General features: G+C 71.9%; 15 protein-coding genes and 1 pseudogene. 11 read left to right on the top strand and 5 right to left on the bottom strand.

The genetic code is table 11. The features are described from left to right. Window positions 1–33 precede the first annotated feature (33 nt). Together IEY79_RS24345 and IEY79_RS24350 are read left to right on the top strand one after the other, a co-directional pair. Window positions 34–240 carry a hypothetical protein gene (locus IEY79_RS24345; protein WP_229701083.1) on the top strand — a complete coding sequence of 69 codons (207 nt, stop codon included), beginning with the start codon at window positions 34–36 and terminating at the stop codon, window positions 238–240. Between the two features lie 245 nt (window positions 241–485). Continuing rightward, complete coding sequence (locus tag IEY79_RS24350; protein ID WP_229701084.1) at window positions 486–1,523, top strand: hypothetical protein; 1,038 nt, start codon at window positions 486–488, stop codon at window positions 1,521–1,523. Here the strand turns inward: IEY79_RS24350 and IEY79_RS24355 are convergent. Beyond that, window positions 1,520–2,527: a glycoside hydrolase family 113 protein gene (locus IEY79_RS24355; RefSeq protein ID WP_189109713.1), complete on the bottom strand. Its 1,008-nt coding sequence runs from the start codon at window positions 2,525–2,527 to the stop codon at window positions 1,520–1,522. The genes IEY79_RS24350 and IEY79_RS24355 overlap by 4 nt on opposite strands. A 150-nt stretch (window positions 2,528–2,677) precedes the next feature. Between IEY79_RS24355 and IEY79_RS24360 the strand changes: the two are divergent. Beyond that, a pseudogene (locus IEY79_RS24360) lies at window positions 2,678–5,379 on the top strand (ATP-binding protein). A gap of 169 nt (window positions 5,380–5,548) precedes the next feature. Here IEY79_RS24360 and IEY79_RS24365 read toward each other — a convergent pair. Both IEY79_RS24365 and IEY79_RS24370 read right to left on the bottom strand, forming a co-directional pair. Beyond that, window positions 5,549–6,883, bottom strand: coding sequence for a D-alanyl-D-alanine carboxypeptidase family protein (locus IEY79_RS24365; protein ID WP_189109714.1), 1,335 nt, complete (start codon window positions 6,881–6,883; stop codon window positions 5,549–5,551). Between the two features lie 156 nt (window positions 6,884–7,039). Then, window positions 7,040–7,963, bottom strand: a complete 924-nt coding sequence (locus tag IEY79_RS24370; protein WP_189109715.1) for a hypothetical protein — start codon at window positions 7,961–7,963, stop codon at window positions 7,040–7,042. A gap of 383 nt (window positions 7,964–8,346) precedes the next feature. On the opposite strand from IEY79_RS24370, the gene IEY79_RS24375 reads away from it, so the two are divergent. The 5 genes from IEY79_RS24375 to IEY79_RS24395 are packed head-to-tail and all read left to right on the top strand — an operon-like array spanning window position 8,347 to window position 13,062. After that, window positions 8,347–10,089 (top strand): sensor histidine kinase, encoded by a 1,743-nt coding sequence (locus tag IEY79_RS24375; RefSeq protein ID WP_189109716.1) that lies wholly within the window; start codon window positions 8,347–8,349, stop codon window positions 10,087–10,089. Then, window positions 10,086–10,493 (top strand): roadblock/LC7 domain-containing protein, encoded by a 408-nt coding sequence (locus IEY79_RS24380; RefSeq protein WP_189109717.1) that lies wholly within the window; start codon window positions 10,086–10,088, stop codon window positions 10,491–10,493. The genes IEY79_RS24375 and IEY79_RS24380 overlap by 4 nt, the downstream gene beginning before the upstream one ends. After that, complete coding sequence (locus tag IEY79_RS24385; protein WP_189109718.1) at window positions 10,490–10,861, top strand: DUF742 domain-containing protein; 372 nt, start codon at window positions 10,490–10,492, stop codon at window positions 10,859–10,861. The genes IEY79_RS24380 and IEY79_RS24385 overlap by 4 nt, the downstream gene beginning before the upstream one ends. Continuing rightward, window positions 10,842–11,453 carry a GTP-binding protein gene (locus tag IEY79_RS24390; RefSeq protein ID WP_189109719.1) on the top strand — a complete coding sequence of 204 codons (612 nt, stop codon included), beginning with the start codon at window positions 10,842–10,844 and terminating at the stop codon, window positions 11,451–11,453. Before IEY79_RS24385 ends, IEY79_RS24390 begins: the two co-directional genes overlap by 20 nt. A 55-nt stretch (window positions 11,454–11,508) precedes the next feature. Beyond that, window positions 11,509–13,062 carry a cytochrome P450 gene (locus tag IEY79_RS24395; RefSeq protein WP_189109720.1) on the top strand — a complete coding sequence of 518 codons (1,554 nt, stop codon included), beginning with the start codon at window positions 11,509–11,511 and terminating at the stop codon, window positions 13,060–13,062. A 39-nt stretch (window positions 13,063–13,101) separates the two neighbouring features. Here IEY79_RS24395 and IEY79_RS24400 read toward each other — a convergent pair whose 3' ends face one another. Further along, the gene (locus tag IEY79_RS24400) at window positions 13,102–14,184 is read right to left on the bottom strand and encodes a terpene synthase family protein (protein WP_189109721.1); all 1,083 of its coding nucleotides are present in this window, start codon (window positions 14,182–14,184) and stop codon (window positions 13,102–13,104) included. Window positions 14,185–14,474: 290 nt separating this feature from the next. Further along, window positions 14,475–16,064, bottom strand: coding sequence for a CAP domain-containing protein (locus tag IEY79_RS24405; protein WP_189109722.1), 1,590 nt, complete (start codon window positions 16,062–16,064; stop codon window positions 14,475–14,477). A 350-nt stretch (window positions 16,065–16,414) separates the two neighbouring features. Here IEY79_RS24405 and tdh point away from each other — a divergent pair, with 350 nt between their 5' ends. The 3 genes from tdh to IEY79_RS24420 all read left to right on the top strand — a co-directional run bounded on the left by tdh (window position 16,415) and on the right by IEY79_RS24420 (window position 19,646). Further along, complete coding sequence (tdh, locus tag IEY79_RS24410) at window positions 16,415–17,440, top strand: L-threonine 3-dehydrogenase (RefSeq protein ID WP_189109723.1); 1,026 nt, start codon at window positions 16,415–16,417, stop codon at window positions 17,438–17,440. A gap of 67 nt (window positions 17,441–17,507) precedes the next feature. Further along, window positions 17,508–18,689, top strand: a complete 1,182-nt coding sequence (locus IEY79_RS24415; protein ID WP_189109724.1) for a glycine C-acetyltransferase — start codon at window positions 17,508–17,510, stop codon at window positions 18,687–18,689. 42 nt (window positions 18,690–18,731) lie between these two features. Beyond that, window positions 18,732–19,646 (top strand): LysR family transcriptional regulator, encoded by a 915-nt coding sequence (locus IEY79_RS24420; RefSeq protein ID WP_189109725.1) that lies wholly within the window; start codon window positions 18,732–18,734, stop codon window positions 19,644–19,646. Window positions 19,647–19,777 lie beyond the last annotated feature (131 nt).

Below are 19,777 nucleotides of genomic sequence, written 5' to 3' on the forward strand. Positions count from 1 at the left end.
ACGATTGTCGACCGACGTCCCAGTGGTGGAGGAATGACCGGCGCCGTTGGCGCCTACGTTGTGCAGGATGTCGAAGACGAGCGTTACTACGTCTTCGACTACCGGCAGATCGTGACGGAGGGATTCAGGACAATTCGTACTGGTGAACGAGTCCGCTTTCACCTCTCCGATGACAGCCCCGGCAGGGCGGAATTCGTTATCCGGCTCGACCAGCCCGACCCCGCCGAGTACTACGAGTGAGCGGCGACTCCCCGACGCTCGAGTCCGCCACCGGCGCCAGGCAGACCCTCACCGTTGTCCTGCCGGTGAGGTTGCTCCGAACGCCCGGGTGGGAGGAGGGACCGTTTCCGTTCGAGCTCGGCAGCCGACGTACCGACACCACCACCAGGTCGACGTACTTCGCCCCCGCCTGCGCGCGGGTCCTTTACGGAACACCTGGGCGCGCCTGTCGGTGGCACCGCGCGGCGGACACCAGCCACAACGGGTTGCGGCTTGTCGCCATGGAGGTGCTGCGCGCCCCCACCGCCCGCGATCCGCACCATGCGCTCGCCGTGCTGCACTTTTCTGTCGATCAGCCGTTGCTGCCCGTCCTCCGGGCCATCGGGCACCGGCCGACCGCAGGTCCGGAGCCGCTCGCCGGGCCGCTCGATCCCGCAACGCTGCTCGCGGGGGTCGGCGAAGTACTGGGTGGCGAAGAGACCTTCGCCCTCGCTCGCCCGTACACCATTGCCTTTCTCACCCCCGGGCCTCTCCACACGCATGCACTGAGGCAAGACCCTGAAGCCGCACTGCCGCCCACAGCCGATCGATGGCTTTGGCAGCTGGCCTCTCGTTCCGCCCCGGGGGACTTTCCCGTCGCACCCGAGAGCGCCCCGCACCACGACGCCTCCACCGTCCGGATATCCGCCGACTGGAGCGCCCTCGTGCTGCGGCACGGAGCCGCCTTTCTCGGGCACCGGGCCGATACCGGAGACGGCGACTTCTACGACTTCGCCGCCCTGCACGCGCGGACCGTCTACCTCGACGCACTGCTCCTCGGGTCGCTCCAGCGCGATCACATCGACGAACTCACCGAAGAGCTCTCCGAGGTCTTCGACTCCGAGCGGCTCACCCGGCGGGTGACCGCGCTGGAGAAGAACATCGCCCGCTTCCGCAGCACCTACTGGCGTCAGCACCTCACCGCGCACGGCCCCGCCAACGGCCTGCTGCTCGCCTTCCAGCACCAGCACCGGCTCCCCGAACGGTTCGCCGAGATCCTCGCGGAGGCCGCCGACCACAGCCGGCTCGTGCAGACCCTGGAGAGCCAGCAGATCAGCGCGGCCCTGGGCGTGCTCACCATTCTCGGGCTGCCGCTCGGGACAGCGCTCGGGGTGCTCCAGGTGCTCGGCGACGAATCGGTGTCCCATCTCCTCGTCGCACTCGGCCTGTCGATCGCCGCGACGGCCGCGGCGCTCACCACCCGCTACGGCCGTCTGGTCCTCTCCTCCCTCCGAGGCGGCGGCACGGCACGCGGCCAGGACTAGCCGAAGCGCCGCGCCACCGCCCGGAACGACTCCTTCTGCTCCCAGCCGCCGCCGACCGCCTTCAGCAGGCCGAAGCTCGCCATGTCCAAGTCCTTCGCCGGGTCGGGGGAGTACGGCTTCGGCGAGGCGAACTCGAAGACGTACGCGCCGTGGACACCGTGGGCCTCGTAGAGGTCGAGCAGGTCCGTCAGATAGTCGGCCTGTTCCTGCTCCGCGCGGACGTGGGGGCCGTTCAGGACCGGCGGATCCACCGTCCAGTCGATGATGTCGTAGCCGGACGGGCCCGCCGCCGCCGCGCCCTCGAAGGTGCAGCATCCGAACTCGGTGATCAGGAGCGGCTTCCCGTGGTCCAGGTGCGCGCGCAGACCGTCCGTGTAGTGCTCGGTGTTGAACGCCATCCGGTAGTAGTTCTGTCCCACGAAGTCGAAGCCCGACCAGTCGACCTGCTCCCACAGCGCGCCGCCGTACGTCAGCCGGCCGCCGAAGCGGGCGCGGGCCACCTCGATAGCGCGTGCGAGATGCACGTTGAGCTTCTCGCTGAACTCCGGCATCCGCGGCCACCACTCCGGGAGCGCCAGCTTGGCCAGACGGTCTCCGTAGGTGTCACCCGGGATGAACCCCGAACCGAAGACGGTCAGTTCGCAGCCGACGTTGAGATCGACCGCCCCGTGGCGCCGCCTCAGCCCCTCGGCGGCGTCGGCCGCCGCCGACAGATGCGTCAGCGTCGCCTCCGCGTCGCCCTCGATGAGCCGGGGCTGCAACCAGACATGCAGGCCCGCCTCGGCGGCGAAGCCCGCGTACGCGGCCAGCCGGTCGATGTCCGTGCCGAGGATGCTCACCGAGTTCGCGTGCAACTCCCCTTGGATCAGGGCCATATGGCGGCGCACGACCTCGTCAGGCCAGGGCGGCGGGGAAGAGCCCCCGCCCGAGTAGTCCGTTCCCGCGTCGTAGTTGACGCCCTTCAGGACCAACGGCGCCGCGCGCCCTGTGGGTTCGTCTCGCATGGTGCGACCCTAGAGACTCCACCCCCGTACAGACACCGGTCGCCGCCGGACCAAATCGTCCGGATCCGCGCCGATCCCTGCCCACCGGCGGGACCGGCGGGCTAGGGTCATGACCTGACCTGCACGCTCGTTCCCCTGAGGAGGGTGAAGATGCCCCCGCCGGAGGAGTCGGACGGCCTCCCGCTTCTCGAACGCGAGCCGGAGATCGCCGCGGCCGCGCACGCCGTCGAGGGGCTCTTCGGAGACACACCGTCCGGTGGACTGCTCGTCTACCGGGGCGCCGCCGGACTCGGCAAGACCGCGCTGCTCGCCGAGGTCCGGCGTATGGCCGCCGGGCGTTGCACGGTCTGGTCGGCGCGCGGCGGCGAGACCGTGACGTCCGTGCCGTTCCATGTCGTACGGCAGCTGCTCCAGCCCGCCCTGACGGAGCGTGGACCCGACGACGTACGGGACCTGCTCGGTGACGGGTACGACATCGTCGGCCCCGCGCTCGGAGTCGCGCCGCCCGGCGCGCGGCCCGCCGACCCGCAGGGCGTGAGGGACGGCCTGGAGACCCTGTTCCGCAGGCTCGCCGAGACACTGCCCCCACTCGTCGTGATCGTCGACGACGCGCACTGGTCCGACCTGGAATCCCTCGGCTGGCTCGCGTCCTTCGCCCGGCGTACGGGCGGCCCGCCGATCCTGGTCGTCGTCGCGTACCGCAGCGAGGACGCGATCGGCGAATGCGCCCACCTCCTGCGGGCCCTCGGCGAGAGTGCCAGACTGCTCGTCACCCTCAAGGCGCTGACCTCCGAGGCCACCGCCAGACTCGCCCGCGCCGCTCTCGGCGAGCACGCGGACGACCCGTTCTGCCGCGAGGTGTGGGAAGTCACCGGCGGCAACGCCTACGAGACCGTCGAACTGCTCGCCAAGGCGCGGGACGAAGCCCTCGACCCCGTCGGCCGATCCGCCGGCGCCCTCAGCGCGCTGGGCGCCGCGACCCGCGGCACCGGCCTCATCGCGAGGCTGGAGGGGCTGGGCACCACCACGACCCGCTTCGCCTGGGCCGCGGCGATCCTCGGCACCGACATCTCACTCGAACTCGTCGTGTCCCTCGCCGGGATGGGGCCGGCGGAGGCCGCCGACTGCGCCGAACGGCTCCGGCTCGCCCGCATCCTCGTCGGCAACGACCCGCTGGAGTTCGTCCACCCCCTCATCGCCACCGCCGTCTACCGCGCCATCCCCTCGGGCATCCGGACCGCCTTCCACGGCCGCGCCGCCTGGCTCGTCACCCGCAAGGGCCTCGGCGCCGCCCTCGCCGCCCGGCACCTCCTCGAAGTCCACCCCGACAACGACGCCGAACTGGTCGAGCAACTGCGCGAGGCAGCCGCGGAACACCTCGCGGTCGGCGCCCCCGACGCCGCCCGCCGCTGCCTCGAACGCGCCTTGACGGAGCCGCCGTTGCCCCGGGTCCGGGCCGAAGTCCTGTACGAACTGGGCTGCGCGACCCTCCTGGCGTCACCGGCCACCACCGTCAGGCACCTCCGCGACGCGATCGACACCCAGCTCCTCGACGACAACCTGCGCGTCGACGCCGTCTTCTCCTCGACGACAACCTGCGCGTCGACGCCGTCTTCCGGCTCTCCCAGGCACTCACGCACAACGACCAGACCCGGGAAGCCGCCCGGGTCGTCGCCGCCGAAGCGGCCCGCACCCCGTCCGGCCCCGCCCAGATGAGGCTCAAGGCGGCGCACTTCCTCTGGGAGGGCGTGCAGGAGACGGAGGACGACGGGCGCGAACGCTCCCGCCGTCTCGCCGAGACCGCCGCCGCGCTCTCCGGACGCGACAACACCGAACGCGTCCTGCTGATGCTGCGCGCATTCGACGCCACCGCACGCGGCGAGAACGCCGAGGAGATCATCCAGATCGCCGAACGGGCCCTGCTCGACGGCGGACTCGCCCCCGGCACCGGCTGGACCGGCATGGCCTGGGGCTTCGAACCTCCCGCCCTGCTCGGGCTCTCCCTCGCCTTCGCCGACCAACTCGACCGCGCGGAGACCCTCTTCGACGAAGGCATGCGCGCCTTCGAGATCTCCGGCTGGAGCGGCGGCCATCTCGCCTTCGCCCACACGCTCGTCGGCTACGCCCACCGCAGACGTGGCCACCTCGCCGACGCGGAGATGTATCTGCGCGAGAGCCTGCGCCTCGCCGACCGGGTCGGTGACCGCCTGCCGATGCACTGGAACGGCATCTGCATGCTCGTCGACACCCTGCTCGCCCGGGGCCGTGTCGAAGAGGCACGCGCGGCCGCCGAGCGTTACGGCTTCGGACCGCCGTATGCCTCGTCCATCGCCATCCCCGACGCACGCTCCGTACGGGGCAGGCTGCTGCTCGCTCTCGGCCGTACGGAGGAGGGGATCACCGAACTCGAAGGCGCGGGGCGGGCGTTGACGGCCCGAGGCCGCCACAACGGGGTGATGGGCGCCTGGGCGATCGACCTCGCGCGGGCACTCGCCGACGTGAACCCGGGCCGCGCGGCCGAACTCGCCGCGTACTCACGCGACCGGGCCGAGCGTTTCGGCACGCACACCGCGATAGGAGTGGCCCTGTGCTGCTCCGCGTCCCTCACCGAGGGACCGGCCGCGGTCAAACTGCTCGGCGAGGCCGTCACTCATCTCGAAGCCTCTCCGTGCAGGTACGAGCTGGCGGTCGCGCGCGTCGAGTACGGCATCGCCGCGAGGTCGGCGCCGGACCTCGGCCGGGGCCGCGTACTCGCCGAGTGGTGCGGCGCCGACGGGCTCGCGGAACGGGCCCGGCTGGCACTGGAGGACCTGCGTACGGTGGGGGACGGGGCCGGTCACCGCCAGGAGTGAGGGCCGCCGCCGCGCCATTCGACCATGGTGGCGTCGGCCATCCACGCGGGATCGACACCGGCCCTGCGCTGCAGCTCGGCCACCACCTGTTTCTCCATCACACCACTGTGCGCGCCGTCGCCGCAGGCCGCATCCGGACCGTGCCGCGCCCGGCGCCGGCGGACCACGTCTACGGCAGCGGGCCCACCGGATACCGGCGCCGCCGTGCGGTGCGCCGTACGAGGAACAGCGCCAGCGCGGCGAGACACGCGGCGCCGATGAAGACGACGGGCCAGGCGTACCCGGACGGTGCGGAGTCCCGGCCGGCAGGTTCGGAAGGACCCGCCCGCTCACCCGCCGAGGTGAGCCGGCCCCCCTCCGCCACGCGCGCCCCTCCCGCCGCGTCCGCCTCGGGCCCCGCCGCCAGCCCGGCCCGCGCGACCGGGCCCCGCTTCGCCTCCTCGGCCGCCCGGCGCGGCGGGCTCGGCGGCCGGGGCGGCATCAGCGACCCGACGGGAGTAACGGCGGGCGCCGCCGCGAACCCCCAGTCCAGCAGGGTCCTGGCCTCCTCGTACACCGCCCGCGAGGCTCCGGACTGCGGATTCATCACCGTCACCAGCAGCGTCCGGTCCCCGCGCCGGGCCGCCGCGACGAGCGTGTTCCCCGCGCTCGTGGTGTAGCCGTTCTTGATGCCGATCAGCCCCGGGTAGCGCTCCACACCACCGGAGCCCGTCAGCAGCTTGTTCGTGTTCCGGATGCCGAACGTCGAACCGCCGTTCCCGGGGAACTGGGCGTCGACGGTCGAGCAGTGCTCCGCGAACGCGGGCAGCTTCAGCCCGGCGCGCCCGAACACCGCGAGGTCGTACGCGGATGACACCTGGCCGGGCTCGTCGTAGCCGTCCGGCGAGACCACGCGGGTGTCGCGCGCGCCCAACGCCTCCGCCTTGGCCTGCATTTGGGTGATCGTCGAGTCCCAGCCGCCGTTCATCCCGGCGAGGACCCGCACCGCGTCGTTGCCCGAGCTGAGGAAGACGCCACGCCACAGATCGGCCACGTCGTACGTCCGGCCGGGGGCGACGCCCACCAGGCTGCTGCCCTCGCCGAGCCCCGCGAGGTCGGCCTGGGTCACGCTGTGCCGGGCACCGGCGGGGATCCGGGGCAGCGCGGTGACGGCGAAAAGGGTCTTCAGGGTGCTGGCCGGCGGCAGCGCCTTGTGGGCGTTGTGGGCCGCGAGCACCGCTCCCGAGCCCGCGTCGGCGACCACCCACGAGAGGGCGGAGACGTCCTTGGGCGGCGCGGGCGCGCCGGAGGCCGCGCGCACATGGGTGCCGGGCCGGTACAGCAGCGAGGGATCCGCCGGCCGCGAGACGTCTCCGGCGGGGTCGGCCCTTGAGTCCACCCGGCTTGCGGCGGTGGCCGTCGGGGAGGACGCCGACGCCGGGACGAGGGTCAGCAGTCCGGTGAGCCCGGTGGTCAGAGCCACCGTGCCGGCGAACGCGGGGCGCAGGATCGATCTGATGATCATTCAGCCACCGTAGGAACGGACCACCGGGCGCGCACGGCTGCGTGAGCCGACCGGAGGTATCCCCGTCCGGCCGCGACCGCCCGTCCCTGCCTCCGGCCTCGATCCCTGTCCGACCGCCGCTCGTCCGGCCGTCACCCCTCGTCAGGTCGTGCGTTCTCACCGTTCGTGTGCGAGCGGGATGCCGTGGTCGCGCAGGATCGTGAGCGCGCGGACGGTGGCGTAACCACGCCACTCCAGGGCGGCCGCGGGGGAGTGGGCCGTCCAGTCGACGCTCCAGCCGCCGTCCTCGCGCTGGTCGGCGGCCAGCTGTTCGAGTTCTTCGGCGATCACCGACGCGTCGAGGAGCTCCCGCAGCGGTCGGCCGGGGCGGGGCGAGAAGTCGAGCAGCCGCAGCGATTCGTCCTCGCCGCCGCCCTCGACCGGCAGGGGGCTGCCGTCCCTCGGCAGGAACGCGGCGAGTCTCGCCAGCTCGGCGGGGGCCCACGAGTGGCTGCCGTGGATGGTGTCGAGGAGGTCCAGGACGAAGCGGAACTCGATGGCGGGCGGCGGGCGGTCGAGACCGGCGATCCGCTCCTGACAGAAGTCGGTGGCCCGCGCCAGCCAGGGATGGTCACCCACGGCCGGGTCGTGCCGGCCCACGCGGTGCGCGGCGGCGGCGAGTTCCGACGTCATGTGGAGTGAGGAGACGTGCGGATCGGCCCCGGCCCAGAACGGCGCCGAGCCGGCCGCGTCCGCCCCCGACATCGGCAGCGCGAACGGCAGGCCGCCGTCGGGGCGGCTGATCGACCCCAGCCAGTCGCACAACTGGGTGGCCCGGGAGAAGACGGCGGGAGCGCACTCCTCGAACACCTCGAAGGCGAGGAGCGCGCCGACCGGCTGGCTGAGGGCGGACCGCAAGTCGGGTTCCAGCGCCCAGCCGTAGCCGCCGTCGCTGTTCCGGTAGCCGTCCAGCGCGGTGACGACGGCGGAGGGAGTGCCCGTGCCGCGCAGCAGATCGAAGCGGCGCCGGTCCAGCAGCCGCGCGTGTGTGGTCAGGAAGGCGATGGCCCCGGTGAGGCTCGGGGCGTGGGTGAAGTGCATGGGCCGAGTCTGCGTGGTCGGGCCACCACCGGTGCTGAACGAAACGGCCCCGGAGGCCGCGCCGCGGCGGCCGGCGGCACGCCTCGCCGTCGCCAGGGCCCAACCGACTCAGGGAGCCCAGGGGTAACACACGTACAGGGCCGCGTCATTCGAACTGATGTCGTCACCGTACGCGCTGGTTTCAGAGCTCTCCGTGCAAAATCCGCGAGTCTATGCCCCCCGGGCCCGCCCGCGCACGAGGTTCGTGAATATGCCGCTGCCGTGTTTCGCCCGAACTAAGCTCTCGCGGAGCGCGCCGAGTTGAGATGGAATCAGGCGCTTGTTCCCATGTGCCGCAATAGTTTCGAATACCCGACCCCGGAATCGACCGCCAGAGGGCTTACATGGTTCGTGTTGAAGCACCCATGAATGATCAAGCGTCATCCACCGTTCGCGCGCTTCTGCTCTCCGCGGTACTGATGGCGACAGCGACAGCTGCCGTCGTGGTCTTCGTCGCCGACGCCGCCCGTGTGCCGGTCGCGGCGTACGGCGCGGTCGCCACCGTCCTCGTCGGCTGGGGCGCGCTGGAGATCAGCAGACGGGGAGAGGCGACGCGCGCTCTGCACACCCGGTACGGGCAGCATGTCGCGTTCCTGGAACGGCGCATCGCCGAGCACGACAGCCAGAGCGTGCGCCTCGGCAAGGAACTGATGCCGCTCGCGATCTACCAGCTCCGCCGGGGGAACTCGCCCCAGGAGGTCATGAACGTCATCGTCGACGGTGACGAGCGCTACCGCGAACTCCCCGATTCGCAGCGCGCGTTGCTCCGCGCGATCCTCGACATCGTCGACGACGAGGAGGCCATGCGCGAGTCCGCGCAGCGCTCCTTCGTCAACATCGCCCGGCGCGTCCAGTCCCTCGTGCACCAACAGGCCAGCGAGCTGCGCGAGATGGAGGAGCACCACGGCCGGAATCCCGACGTCTTCGACGACCTGCTGCGCATCGACCACGGCACCGCCCTCATCGGCCGGCTCGCCGACAGTGTCGCCGTCCTCGGCAAGGCCCGTCCCGGGCGCCAATGGCCCAGGCCCGTACCGCTGTTCAGCGTGCTGCGCGGTGCCATGTCCCGGATCCTGGAGTACCAGCGCGTCGATCTGCACTCCATCGCCAAGGTCGCCATCGTGGGTACGGCGGTCGAGCCGCTCATCCACGCGTGCGCCGAACTCCTCGACAACGCCACCCGCTACTCACCCCCGCAGACGCGCGTCCATGTGACCGCCGTCGAGGTGCAGACCGGCATCGCCATCGAGATCGAGGACGGCGGCGTCAGTCTCAGCGAGGAGGCACGGACCCGGGCCGAGCGGATGCTCGCGCAGGCGCAGGCCGGTATCGACCTCAACGACCTCGGCGAGAGCCCGCGCCTCGGCATGGCGGTCGTCGGCCGCCTCTGCCAGATGTACAACCTCCAGGTCTCGCTGCGGCAGTCCGCGTACGGCGGCGTCCGCGCCGTCCTCGTCGTACCGCGCGACGTGGTGACCACCGGCCCCGCGCCCGGTATCGCCCACGGCATCGGCGCGACCGCGATGGGCATCGGCGGCACCGAGCTGCCCCAGATGCGCCCGTCGCGCACGGCCGCGGGCGGCGCCCCGGCCCTGGCGCCTCCCGCACCGGCCACGACCCGTACGTCCGCGCCGGTGGCCGCGCCGGCCGCCCCTCCCGCGCCCCGCCCGGCCACCGGCCCGGTACGGCCCGCCGCCGGGGCTGGCATGGAGGACGACGTCCCCGTCGTCACCGAGTGGACCGCGAACGGCCTTCCGCAGCGCCGCAGCCGCGGCAGGGCCCCACTGGGTTCGCACAACACCGTGCGCACCCCGGTGCCGCGTCCCTCGAACGGAGCGGCCCCCGGTACGGCGGGGACGACCGGCACGCCGGGCACCTCGAACGGCACCGGGGAGGACCGGAAACCCGGCCCCGGCATCTGGCTCGAAGCCTTCACCAAGGCGGTCAACGGCGAGATGCAGGCGCCGCCGACAGGTTCCGCGGGGACGGGCACGGCCGCCGCGACAGGAGCGGGGGAGGCGCCGCCGGACCGGCCCGGCGAGCGCGGCGAATCCGATGACATGTGGGGCAAAGGGGACCTGAAGTGATCCAGCAGCGCGCGAACTTGGACTGGATGCTCAAGGAGCTCGCGGACGGGGTTCCGCAGATTCAGCAGATCGTGGTGCTCTCCGCCGACGGACTGCGAATCGCCAGGCACGGCGGTGACCCCGACGTCGCCGACCGGCTCGCCGCCGCCTGCGCGGGGCTTCAGAGCCTCGCCGCCGCCGTCGCCGCCGAAATCCCGATGAGCGACGGCCGGATGAGGCTCGTCGTCATCGAAGTGGGCGGCGGATTCTTCTACTTGATGGAAGCGGGCACGGGCGCCTATCTCGCCGTACTCGCCGACGAGACGGTGGACGCCGGGCTCGTCGGCGCCCGGATGCGGGACATGGTCGTCCGGATCGGCGCCCATCTGACGAGTCCGCCGCGACATGACGGGCCGACCGGATGACTCCTCCCCGACGAGAGCGCAGGCTGCCCGGGGCCGACGTGGGGGACCCGGAGCGGCTGTACGTGATCACGGGTGGCCCGGACGGGGCCAAGCGCGCCTCGCTCGACCTCGTCACCATGATCGTGGCGCGCGAGGCCCCCTCACCGACGGTGCCGCCCGAACAGGCGGCCATCCTGCGGCTGTGCGGGGCGCCGCTGTCCGTGGCCGAGCTGTCGGCCTATCTCAGCCTGCCGTTCAGCGTGGTGACGGCGCTGCTGACCGACCTTCTCACGCTGGATCTGGTCGAGTCCCGCGCGCCCGTCGCCCGCGCCTCACTCCCCGACAGGTCCCTTCTCGAAGCGGTGATGCATGGACTCCAGAAGCTCTGACACGATCACAGGCCCCAGGAGCGAGGACGTACTTCCCACCACGGCGACCTCCGCAGTGAAGGTCGTGATCGTGGGCGGATTCGGGGTGGGCAAGACCACCATGGTCGGTTCGGTGAGCGAGATCCGCCCGCTCACCACCGAAGAGACCATGACCCAGGCCGGCGTCGGCGTGGACGACAACTCCGGGGTGGAGAGCAAGACCGCCACCACCGTCGCCATGGACTTCGGCCGGATCAGCATCAGCGACCAACTGGTGCTCTATCTCTTCGGCACCCCGGGCCAGGAGCGGTTCTGGTTCCTCTGGAACGGCCTCTTCGAGGGCGCCCTCGGCGCCGTCGTTCTCGTCGACACCCGCCGTCTCGAAGTCAGCTTCGACGTGATCGGGCGGCTGGAGGAGCGCGGCGTGCCGTTCGTCGTCGCCGTCAACACCTTCCCCGACGCGCCGAGCCATCCCGTCGAGGCGCTGCGCACCGCGCTCGACCTGCCCGACGAGGTGCCGATGGTCGACTGCGACGCACGGCTGCGGGCGTCGAGCCGTGACGTCCTGCTGACCCTCATGCGCTATCTGCACTCGCTGGCGCTGCCGGCCTGATCCGCCCTTTCCCCTCCCTGCCCAGCCCTGGACTCCTCCCATCCCTGGAGCGACCGTGACAACGCCCAATTCGCACCGGCCCGGAACGGACGAACCCGCCGCCCCGCCCCCGGGCTGCCCGGCCCACGGCCTCGTCGCCGACTCCTTCGGCGGCGGCCGTCCGGCGCCCACCGGGCTGCGGCGGCTCTACGGCCCCGAGGCGGAGAACGACGCCGCGGGCCTGTACGAGAAGCTGCGCGCCGAGCACGGTTCGGTGGCGCCGGTCCTGCTGCACGGCGACGTACCCGCCTGGCTGGTCCTCGGCCACAGCGAGAACCTGCACATGACCCGTACGCCCTCGCAGTTCTCGCGGGACTCCCGCCGCTGGCGGGCCGTCAACGACGGCAGCGTGCCGCCCGACCACCCCCTCGCGCCGGTCTTCACCTGGCAGCCCATCTGCGTCTTCGCGGACGGCGCCGACCACGAGCGGCTGCGCGGCGCCGTCACCGACTCGATCGGCCGGATCGACCACCGGGGCGTACGGCGCTTCATCAACCGCTACAGCAACCGGCTCGTCAACGACTTCTGCCAGTCGGGCAGGGCCGACCTCGTCAGCCGCTTCGCCGAGCACCTGCCCATGATGGTGATGGCGCAGATCCTGGGCATGCCCGAGGAGTACAACGAACGGCTGGTCCAGTCCGCCCGCGACATGATCAAGGGCACCGAGACGGCCGTCGAGAGCAACGAGTACGTGATGGGCGTCCTGGACAGGCTGGTCGCCCGGCGCCGCGCGGCGCCCCAGGAGGACTTCGCCAGCTGGCTGGTCGAGCACCCGGCCGGACTCACCGACACGGAGGTCGCGCAGCACCTGCGGCTGGTGCTGGTCGCCGCGTACGAGACCACGGCCAACCTCATCGCCAACGTGCTCCGCATGGTGCTCACCGACCCGCGCTTCCGGGCGCAGCTCAGCGGCGGCCATATGACACTGCCCGAGGCGGTCGAGCAGACCCTCTGGGACGAGCCGCCGTTCACCACCATCTTCGGCCGGTGGGCCGTCGGCGACACCGAGCTCGGCGGGCAGCGGATCAAGGCGGGCGACGCGCTGGTCGTCGGGATCGCCGCGGCCAACGTCGACCCGGTGGTACGGCCCGACGTCAACGCCTCCATGCAGGGCAACCGCGCCCATCTCGCCTTCAGCGGCGGCCCGCACGAGTGCCCCGGCCAGGACATCGGGCGTGCGATCGCCGACACCGGCATCGACGCGCTGCTGCTGCGGCTTCCCGACCTTCAACTGGCCATTCCCGAGGCGGACTTGCGCTGGTCGTCGTCGCTGATGTCGCGGCACCTCCAGGAACTGCCGGTGACCTTCGCGGCGCGCCCGCCGCAGGATGTCGCCGGGCCGCCGTCGGCAACGCCGGAGCACGCGCCGCGCGACGAGTGGCAGGTGCGGTCGCCTCGCCCGGTGCCCGCGCAGGCCGCGCCCGGCGGGCCCGCCGTACCGCCGCCCGTACCGCCAGCCGGACCACCGAAGTCCGTGCCGGCGTCCGCCGCGCGGATCCCGGCGCAGCGCGGACCCGGCGCGCCGGCACGGGCGTGGCGGGCAGTGGTGCGGTGGTGGCGGGGGTACTGACCACACGCCCTCGGGCGGTGGTGGGGGCGGGCCGGACGCTCAGTGCGTGGTGTCCAGCTGCTCCCACCACCACGAGATGGTCGGGATGGGCAGGGGCTCGGTGCCCGAGTCGGAGGGGTACCGCTTCCACCAGCCGCCCGGCTCCGCCACCGGTCCCGACGGCACCGAGTAGCGGGGACAGACCGACGCCCAGTCCAGATGGCCCCGGATGAACTGCCCCAACCCCTCTATGTAGCCGCGCAGTTCATGGCTCGCGTCCACCAGGACCCGCTCGCTCAGCCGGCCGTGCAGCACCATCACCCGGTCCCGCATGGCCACCGCGTGATTCAGCGCCTCGCGCGGCTCGCAGCCGAGCTCCTGGCAGAGCACGTCGATCAGATTGAGGTCGTCGCCCGCGCGCAGCAGTTCCTTGTTCCGTGAGTAGAGGTCGTTGTCCCAGCTGACCAGCGTCCAGGCCATCTCGGTGAGCGCCTGGACGCGTGGATCCGCCAACTCCTCGTCGCGTACGGAGAATCCGCCCACGATCTCGATCATCGCCGTGGACGGTGCCATGCCGATGGCCCGCATCCACAGGGTGATGTAGTCGTTGAGTGACGGCAGTTCGTCACTTCTGCGCCAGGACGCCTCCCACACCAGACCTGATGTGTACACGCGCATGGCGTCGGTCCAGCGGCGCAGCTGCCGCGGGGACGCGTACTGCTCCAGCTCCGTTCGCAGGGCGCGCAGCGCGGCCGTGTGCGGCGAGTCGGAGCGGGAGTTGGCCCCCGGGGCCTCGACCGCGCGGATGATGCGGGAGGTCTCCTGGGCCATCAGATCGGCCGTGGCGTCGGTCTCGTCGCAGACTCCGTCGTCGAGGGAGAAGAGCACCGCGTGGAACTTGGCCATCAGGGTGAGCGGTTCGAGCTTCCCGTACGGCATCGTCGACGCGGTGAGCCCGCCGAAGTCGCAGACGGCGAGCCGCTTGCGTTGCTGCTCGTCGGTATCGAGATTCTGGCTCAGCATCCAGTCCACCGTCAGGTCGTTCAGGATGTCGACGCCGGGATGCACGGCCGGCTCCACCGGGCAGTAGAACGGCACGGGCGGGAGCTGCCGGGCAACGGCCTGTTCCTCGACGCACGTCATGACCGGCCTCCTGGGAGATATGCGGACACAGGGCTGGTTCGGTGAAGATCTGGCGCGGGGTGGTGTAGGGCGGGAGTTGCTCGAATGGAGCGTATATGCCCATGACGGTTCGTCAATAACAGTGCGGCTGACCTATGCCTGGCCAGAATTGACCGTATGTGGCATGGCCGGGATCACACGACGTGACCGCGCCGCCGGGGTTTCCCATGTCAGAGCGGGTGCGGGCTCCGCCGTACGGCGACGGGGCGACCGGTCTCGGCGGATTCCGCGCGGGCGGGTTCGATCCGCCCTCAGCCGCGCGCGCCGAACGCCTGGGTCCACCACGGTCCGCCGGACGCGTCGTGGACGCCGACACCGATCTCCTTGAAGGCGCAGTTCAGGATGTTGTCCCGGTGGCCGGGGCTGTTCATCCAGCCCTCCATCACCGATTCGGGTGTCTGCTGGCCTCTCGCGATGTTCTCGCCGTAGGTGGTCCACCGGTAGCCCGCTGCCGTGATCCGGTCGCCGGGGTCCCTGCCGTCCGGGCTGTTGTGGTCGAAGTAGCCCTTGGCCGCCATGTCCTGGGAGTGGCGCAGCGCGGCTGTCTCCAGCTGGGAGTTGGCGGTCACCGGGCCGCAACCGGCCTTGGAGCGCTCGGAGTTGACGAGCGTGGTGACCTGCTCGGCGAAGCCGCCGCCGCCCGGCTGAGGTTCGTCAGGCGTCGGCTTCGGGTCGGGCTTCGGGGCCGGATCGGCGCTGGAGGGTCGCGGGTCGGGCGCGGGCTTGCTCGGCTTCGCCGCCTTCTTGGAAGGCGAGCGGGAGGGCGAGGGCGACGGGCTCGCGCTGGTGCGCGAGGGAGAGGGCGAGGGACCGGCCGACTCCGCCGTACGGCTCGCCGCCGACTTGGGCTCCAGCGCTTCGGGCTCGACGGCGGTGGAGGCGCGCGACTCGTCCTCGGTCCGCTCGCCCGAGACGAACTGGGCGACGCCTGCGGCGGCCACCAGCGCGGCGACGGCGGCGGTCACGGTGACGACGCGGCGCCGTCTCGCCCGCCGGTCGCGGCGCTGGGCGTCCCTGGCCCGCGTACGGCTGCCGGCTCCGCCGTCGTCGTGGCCGCCGGCGGAGGCACTGCCGTGGCCGTACGCGGACGGGGACCCGGCCGGGTCCGGACGGGAGCCGACCGGTACCGGCGGCAGCTCGGCCACGAGGGCGTCGGCGGGCACCAGACCGGCCGCGTACCCGGAGCAGACGGTGCACTCGTGGGTGTGCCCGGCTATTCGCTCCCGCCAGAGCGGGGACGGTATGCCGTCCCAGCCGCCGGTCAGCTGCTCCAGCAGGACGCACGGAGGCTCCGCCGACAGCGCGCGGACCACCACCCGGGCGGTCTCCAGCTCGTGCTCCATCCGCTCGACCCGGGCGCCCACCTGCTGGGTGTTGGCGGCGAGGGCGGCGGCGACCTCGGGCCGGGTGAGCTCACCGGCGCACTCCAGCCACCACAGCGCCACCAGGGCGTGGTGCTCCCTGTCGACCCACCGCGTGGCCTCGGCGACCTCGCGGTGCTGACCGGTCAGACCGAGCCGGCTGATCATCAGATCCACGAAGTCGAAGTCGGGGCGGGGGAGGGCCGGGTCGTACACATGGTCCGCGTGCGCACGGATCCGGGCGATCGTGGTGGTCACCAGATACGAGCGGAAGTCGGCCGGGCGGCGCAGCCCGTCGAGGCCGGCGAGCACATGGCGCACCGTCTCCCGTGTCACGGCGTCCACCTCGGGGTGGCCGTGCAGGGCGTGGCCGACGAGCTGGTGGACAAGCGGCAGCGACTCGTGGCCGAGCCGGTCCCTGGCCGGCTGGTCCCCGGCCTGCGCCGCCTTGACGACTGAGGCCTTGAACGGACTGCTCACGCTGTCTCACTCCCACTCATGACTCGCGGTGGCCACCGATCGTAAGGGGAGCGGCGGTACCGCATCTCGCGGATGCGGTACTTGGGTCCGCACAAGTGGTCGATTTCTTACCTGGTTTCCGGTTCGGCCCACCGTCCCGCTCCCGTATCGCGTGAAGCTTGGCTGTCGGCCCGCTTAAGAAATCCTCGATGGACTGAATGGTCGTGGCGGCGGGAGATTGGTGCCGACATCGACCAGCATTGATCGCGTCCGCACGCGCGGCGCACCCGCGTCCGCGTCCCGGTCCGCACCCCTCAGCACCCCCTCCGCACTCCGTCCGTACCTGGACCGCACCGCCTGGAGCCGCCCCGATGAAGGCACTTGTGAAGCTGACGGCCGAGCCGGGGCTCCGGCTCACCGATGTGCCCGAGCCGCGGACCGGACCCGGCGACGTACTCATCAAGGTGCTCCGCACCGGCATCTGCGGCACCGATCTGCACATCCGCGCCTGGGACGGATGGGCGCGGCAGGCCGTCGACGTGCCACGTGTTCTTGGTCACGAATTCGTCGGCGAGGTCGCTTCGGTCGGGGCCGACGTCCAGGACATCGCCGTCGGGGACCTCGTGAGCGGCGAAGGACATCTGGTCTGCGGCAAATGCCGTAACTGTCTGGCCGGGCGCAGACATCTGTGCCGCAGCACCGTCGGACTCGGGGTCGGCCGCGACGGAGCCTTCGCCGAGTACGTCGCGCTGCCCGCGTCGAACGTCTGGGTCCACCGCGCCCCCGTCGACCTCGACATCGCCGCGATCTTCGACCCGTTCGGCAACGCCGTGCACACCGCGCTCACCTTCCCCCTCGTCGGTGAGGACGTCCTGATCACCGGCGCGGGCCCGATCGGCATCATGGCGGCGGCCGTCGCCCGGCACGCGGGTGCCCGCAACATCGTGATCACGGATGTCAGCCCCGAACGTCTGGAGATCGCCCGCAAGGTCGGCGCCACCCTCGCGCTCGACGTGTCGAACACCGACATCGCCGAGGCGCAGCGGCGGCTCGGCCTCAAGGAGGGGTTCGACATCGGTCTGGAGATGTCCGGCCGCCCCGAGGCGATGCGCGACATGGTCGACAACATGACCCACGGCGGCCGGATCGCCATGCTGGGGCTGCCCGCGAAGGAGTTCGCCGTCGACTGGGCGAAGATCGTGACCTCGATGATCACGGTCAAGGGCATCTACGGCCGTGAGATGTTCGAGACGTGGTACGCGATGACCGTGCTGCTCGAAGGCGGCCTCGACCTCGGGCCCGTCATCACCGGCACCTACGACTACGAGGACTTCGACGCGGCCTTCGACGAGGCGGCCCGAGCCACCGGCGGCAAGATCATCCTCAACTGGGCCTGAGGCCCCCCGGCCTCTCCGCGGCCACGACCCCCTTCGACCCGCTCACCCTTCCCACGGGAGCCCTGTTATGTACGCGTCCGTCCGCGACGACCTCCGCACCACCCTCGACGAGATCCGGGACGCCGGACTCTTCAAGCCCGAGCGCGTCATCTCCACCCCGCAGAGCGCGTCCGTCTCCGTCGGAGCCGGCGACGTCCTCAACTTCTGCGCCAACAACTACCTCGGCCTCGCCGACCACCCCGACGTCGTCGCCGCCGCCAAGGACGCGCTCGACCGCTGGGGCTATGGCATGGCCTCCGTGCGCTTCATCTGCGGCACCCAGGAGATCCACAAGGAGCTGGAGCAGCGCCTCTCCTCGTTCCTCGGCCAGGAGGACACGATCCTCTACTCCTCCTGCTTCGACGCCAACGGCGGAGTCTTCGAAACCCTGCTGGGCCCCGAGGACGCGGTCATCTCCGACGCGCTCAACCACGCCAGCATCATCGACGGCATCCGGCTCTCCAAGGCCCGGCGGCTGCGCTACGCCAACCGCGACCTCGCCGAGCTCGAAGCCAGGCTCAAGGAGTCGCAGGACGCGCGCCGCCGCCTCGTCGTGACGGACGGCGTCTTCTCCATGGACGGCTACGTCGCGCCCCTGGCCGAGATCTGCGATCTCGCCGACCGGTACGACGCCATGGTGATGGTCGACGACTCGCACGCCGTCGGCTTCGTCGGCCCCGGCGGCCGGGGCACCCCCGAGCTGCACGGCGTGATGGACCGCGTCGACATCATCACGGGCACCCTCGGCAAGGCGCTCGGCGGCGCGTCCGGCGGCTATGTCGCCGCTCGCGCCGAGATCGTCGCGCTGCTGCGCCAGCGCTCGCGCCCCTACCTCTTCTCCAACTCCCTCGCCCCGGTCATCGCCGCCGCCTCGATCACGGTCCTCGACCTGCTGGAGAGCGCCGGCGAACTGCGCGAGCGGCTGAACGCGAACACGGCGCTCTTCCGTACGGAGATGACGGCGGCCGGGTTCGAGATCCTGCCCGGCGGCCACCCCATCGCCCCGGTCATGATCGGCGACGCCGCCGAGGCGGGACGGATGGCGGAGCTGCTGCTGGAGCGCGGCGTGTACGTGATCGGTTTCTCGTACCCCGTCGTCCCGATGGGACAGGCGCGGATCCGGGTACAGCTGTCGGCGGCGCACTCCACGGCGGACGTGAAGCGCGCGGTGGCGGCGTTCGTCGACGCGCGTGCGGCGCTCGTCGGCTGAGGGGCCCGGCCCGAACCTGCCGTGGCCTGGCACTATGGCTGAGTGATCGACCCCCGGCGACTGCGCATCCTGCGAGCCGTGGCGGACCACCGTACGGTGACCGCCGCGGCCGCGGCGCTCTATCTGACCCCGTCGGCCGTCTCCCAGCAGCTCGCCGCGCTGGAGCAGGAGACCGGCCACGCGCTGCTGACCCGCAGCGGCAGGGGCGTACGGCTGACGGCGGCCGGGGAGATCCTGCTCACACACGCGCACGCGGTCCTCTCCCAGCTGGAGCGGGCCGAGGCGGAGCTGGCGGCCTACGCGGGCGGGGCGGCCGGCGAGATCACGGTCGCCGCCTTCGCCACCGGGATCGCCGAGGTGCTGGCCCCGGCCATCGCGCACCTCGCCGACTCGCACCCGGGCATCCGTGTACGCGTACGGGACTCCGAGGGCGACGAGAGCCTGCCGCTGCTCCTCGACGGGCAGGCGGACGTGGCGCTGGCCGTCGAATACCGGGGCGCGCCCACGGAGGACGACCCGCGCCTGTCGCGCGTACCGCTCTACGCCGAGCCGTTCGACGCGGTCCTGCCCGAGGGGCACCCGCTCTGCCGCGAGATCGAGGTCCCGCTCGCGGGACTCTCGGACAGCGACTGGATCAGCCCCTATCCGGGCAACCCGTGCCACGAGGTGATGCGCCTCGCCTGCGAGTTGGCGGGCTTCGAACCGCGCCTGGTGCACTCGTCGGACGACTTCCGCGCGGTGGTCGCCCTCGCGGGGGCCGGGGCGGGGGTGGCGCTCGTACCGCGCTCGGCGCTGCGTGGGATGGAGCTGAAGGGCACGGTGGTACGCCCGGTGTCCGGGCCGTCCGCCACGCGCCGGGTCTTCGCCGCGGTCCGCAGGGGCGCGGACCACCACCCCCTGATCCGCCCGGTCCTGGACGCGCTGAGCGAATCGGCGTCGGGCCTGACGACGGGCTGACGGCCGGCCTCTCCGAGCGGGCCCCGCACGCGCCTTTCCCTCGGCATTTCGGGTGGACGCGGCCTGGGAAACCCGGATTCCGCCCTGGGACTGGTATCCCGGGACTCAGGTCCGCCGGCAGGTCGATGTCA

Origin of the sequence: Streptomyces camponoticapitis (assembly GCF_014646115.1) — a bacterium.
GTDB classification, from domain to species: Bacteria; Actinomycetota; Actinomycetes; order Streptomycetales; family Streptomycetaceae; genus Streptomyces; species Streptomyces camponoticapitis.